A 2,999-nucleotide genomic window follows, 5' to 3' on the forward strand; every position below is an offset into this window, starting at 1 on the left:
TCCCACTACACCGACTGGACCATCGGCCACGTACACGCCGGCGCCCTCGGCTGGGTCGCGATGGTTTCCATCGGCTCGCTCTACCACCTGATCCCGAAGGTCTTCGGCCGCGAGAAGATGTACAGCCTGGGCCTGATCAACGCGCACTTCTGGCTGGCCACCATCGGTACCGTGCTTTACATCGCCTCGATGTGGGTCAACGGCATCACCCAGGGCCTGATGTGGCGCGCGGTCAACGAGGACGGCACCCTGACCTACTCCTTCGTCGAAGCGCTGGCCGCCGGCCACCCCGGCTTCATCGTGCGCATGCTCGGCGGTTTCATCTTCCTGCTCGGCATGTTCCTGATGGCCTACAACACCTGGCGCACCGTCAGTGCCGCCAAGCCGGCCGAATACGAAGCCGCCGCACAGATCGCCTGAGGAGCCGAGCATGAAACACGAAATACTCGAGAAGAACGTCGGCCTGCTGGCGCTATGCATGGCCGTGGCCGTGAGCATCGGCGGCCTGACCCAGATCGTGCCGCTGTTCTTCCAGGACGTGACCAACACCCCGGTCGAAGGCATGAAGCCCTATACCGCGCTGCAACTGGAAGGCCGCGACATCTATATCCGCGAAGGCTGCGTCGGCTGCCACTCGCAGATGATCCGTCCGTTCCGCGCCGAAACCGAACGCTACGGCCACTACTCGGTGGCCGGCGAGAGCGTCTGGGACCACCCCTTCCTGTGGGGTTCCAAGCGTACCGGTCCGGACCTGGCCCGCGTCGGTAGCCGCTACTCCGACGACTGGCACCGCGCGCACCTGTTCAACCCGCGCAACGTGGTGCCCGAGTCGAAGATGCCGGCCTACCCGTGGCTGGTGGAGAACAAGCTCGACGGCAAGGACATCGAGAAGAAGCTCGAAGTGATGCGCACCCTCGGCGTGCCCTATACCGACGAAGACATCAAGGGCGCCAAGGACTCGCTGAAAGGCAAGACCGAAATGGATGCCGTGGTCGCCTACCTGCAGGTGCTCGGCACCTCGATCAAGAACAAACGGTGACGGCAATGGATATCGGGACGCTGCGAGGACTCGGCACGCTGCTGATCATGGTCGCCTTCATCGGTCTGGTGATCTGGGCCTACAGCGGCAAACGCAAGAAGAGCTTCGACGAAGCGACGATGCTGCCCTTCGCAGACGATCCCGAAGCCAAAAAGCACGTCGAGCAAGCTTCTAGGAGTAACAAAGAATGACCACCTTCTGGAGTCTGTACATCACAGCTCTTACCGTCGGTACCTTGATCGCCCTGCTCTGGCTGGTCTTCGCCACCCGCAAGGGCGAGGCCAAGGGTACTACCGAAAAGACCATGGGCCACTCCTACGACGGCATCGAGGAGTACGACAATCCGCTGCCGAAGTGGTGGTTCATGCTGTACATCGGCACCATCGTCTTCTCCGTCGGCTACCTAGTCCTGTACCCGGGCCTGGGTAACTGGAAAGGCGTGCTGCCGGGCTACGAGGGCGGCTGGACCCAAGACAAGCAGTGGGAACGCGAGATGAACATCGCCCAGGAGAAGTACGGGCCGATCTTCGCCAAGTACGCCGCCATGCCCATCGAGGAAGTGGCCAAGGACGAGCACGCCATGAAGATGGGCAGCCGCATGTTCGCCACCTACTGCTCGATCTGCCACGGTTCCGACGCCAAGGGCGCCCTCGGCTTCCCCAACCTGGCCGACAACGAGTGGCGCTGGGGCGGTGACCCGCAGAGCATCGAGACCACCATCCTCGGCGGTCGCCACGCGATCATGGCGGCCTGGGGCGACATCCTCGGCGAAGACGGGGTGAAGAACGTCGCCGCCTACGTCCGCACCGAACTCGCCGGGCTGAAGCTGCCGGAAGGCACCAAGGCCGACGTCGAGGCCGGCAAGCAGATCTTCTCGGTCAACTGCGTCGCCTGCCACGGCCCGGAAGGCAAGGGTACCGCCCTGGTCGGCGCGCCGAACCTGACCAACCCCGGCGCGTTCATCTACGGCTCCAGCTACGCCCAGCTCCAACAAACCATCCGCCATGGCCGCCAGGGCCAGATGCCGGCCCAGGAGCCCTACCTGGGCAAGGAAAAGGTGCACATCCTGGCCGCCTACATCTACAACCTGTCGCACAACCAGGGCAGCAACTGACCCCTCCCCCCACCCGCGCCCTCCCGGGCGCGGGTCCTTCCCCCGGTCTCAGACCTTAGTCCCAGGCGGCGCGACGAAGTGTCGCACCAGCGGACGCCTTTCCTACCCTTCCTTTTCAATCGCGTCTAAGCTGCTCTGCATTCGTCCCTCTCCGGCAGAGCGACGGGACACCTAACTTCACCGGCCGAACCCACTCGCCCGGATAGCGCCAAAAAGCCATACGGCCGCCTTGGAAAGCGCTCTGAAGCAGGCATCAAACTGGCGTCGCCCCTGGCCTGGCGCGTTGCAATGCCCACCCGCTTTCTCCATACTTGCCGCCGATTTTTTGTCCCTAAAAAAGTCCATTAACCGTGGAACCCCTAGCATGAGCACAGCAATCAGTCAGACTGCTTATAACTATAAGGTGGTCCGCCAGTTCGCCGTTATGACGGTGGTCTGGGGGGTCATTGGAATGGGTCTCGGTGTCCTGATCGCCGCCCAACTGGTATGGCCCGAATTGAACTTCGACCTGCCGTGGACGAGCTTCGGCCGCCTTCGCCCCCTGCACACCAACGCGGTGATCTTCGCCTTCGGTGGGTGCGCCCTCTTCGCCACCTCGTACTACGTGGTGCAACGTACCTCGCAAGCCCGACTGATTTCAGACACGCTGGCGGCCTTCACCTTCTGGGGTTGGCAGGCCGTGATCGTGGGCGCCGTGCTGACCCTGCCGCAGGGTTTCACCACCTCCAAGGAATACGCCGAACTGGAATGGCCGCTGGCCATCCTCCTGGCGATCGTCTGGATCACCTACGCAATCGTGTTCTTCGGCACCATCGTCAAGCGCAAGGTCAAGCACATCTATGTGGG

Annotated in this window: 5 protein-coding genes; all 5 read left to right on the plus strand. The window is 62.8% G+C overall.

All coding sequences use genetic code 11. From position 1 onward, the window contains the following. Window positions 1-420, plus strand: a 420-nt coding sequence (locus HMPREF3014_RS25650; RefSeq protein WP_045108188.1) for a cbb3-type cytochrome c oxidase subunit I, incomplete at its 5' end; no start/stop codon positions are given. A gap of 10 nt (window positions 421-430) precedes the next feature. Continuing rightward, on the plus strand, window positions 431-1,039 hold the full coding sequence (ccoO, locus tag HMPREF3014_RS25655; RefSeq protein ID WP_003087318.1) for a cytochrome-c oxidase, cbb3-type subunit II: 609 nt from the start codon (window positions 431-433) through the stop codon (window positions 1,037-1,039). A 5-nt stretch (window positions 1,040-1,044) separates the two neighbouring features. Next, entirely contained in the window at window positions 1,045-1,230 is a 186-nt protein-coding gene (locus HMPREF3014_RS25660) for a CcoQ/FixQ family Cbb3-type cytochrome c oxidase assembly chaperone (RefSeq protein WP_003087314.1), read from the plus strand. Continuing rightward, on the plus strand, window positions 1,227-2,153 hold the full coding sequence (gene ccoP, locus HMPREF3014_RS25665; RefSeq protein WP_003087308.1) for a cytochrome-c oxidase, cbb3-type subunit III: 927 nt from the start codon (window positions 1,227-1,229) through the stop codon (window positions 2,151-2,153). The genes HMPREF3014_RS25660 and ccoP overlap by 4 nt, the downstream gene beginning before the upstream one ends. Window positions 2,154-2,517: 364 nt before the next feature. Next, window positions 2,518-2,999 (plus strand): cbb3-type cytochrome c oxidase subunit I (locus tag HMPREF3014_RS25670; protein ID WP_045108189.1); only part of this gene is annotated, 482 nt, incomplete at its 3' end.

Source organism: Pseudomonas sp. HMSC065H01, from assembly GCF_001815235.1.
Classification (GTDB): Bacteria; Pseudomonadota; Gammaproteobacteria; order Pseudomonadales; family Pseudomonadaceae; genus Pseudomonas; species Pseudomonas aeruginosa.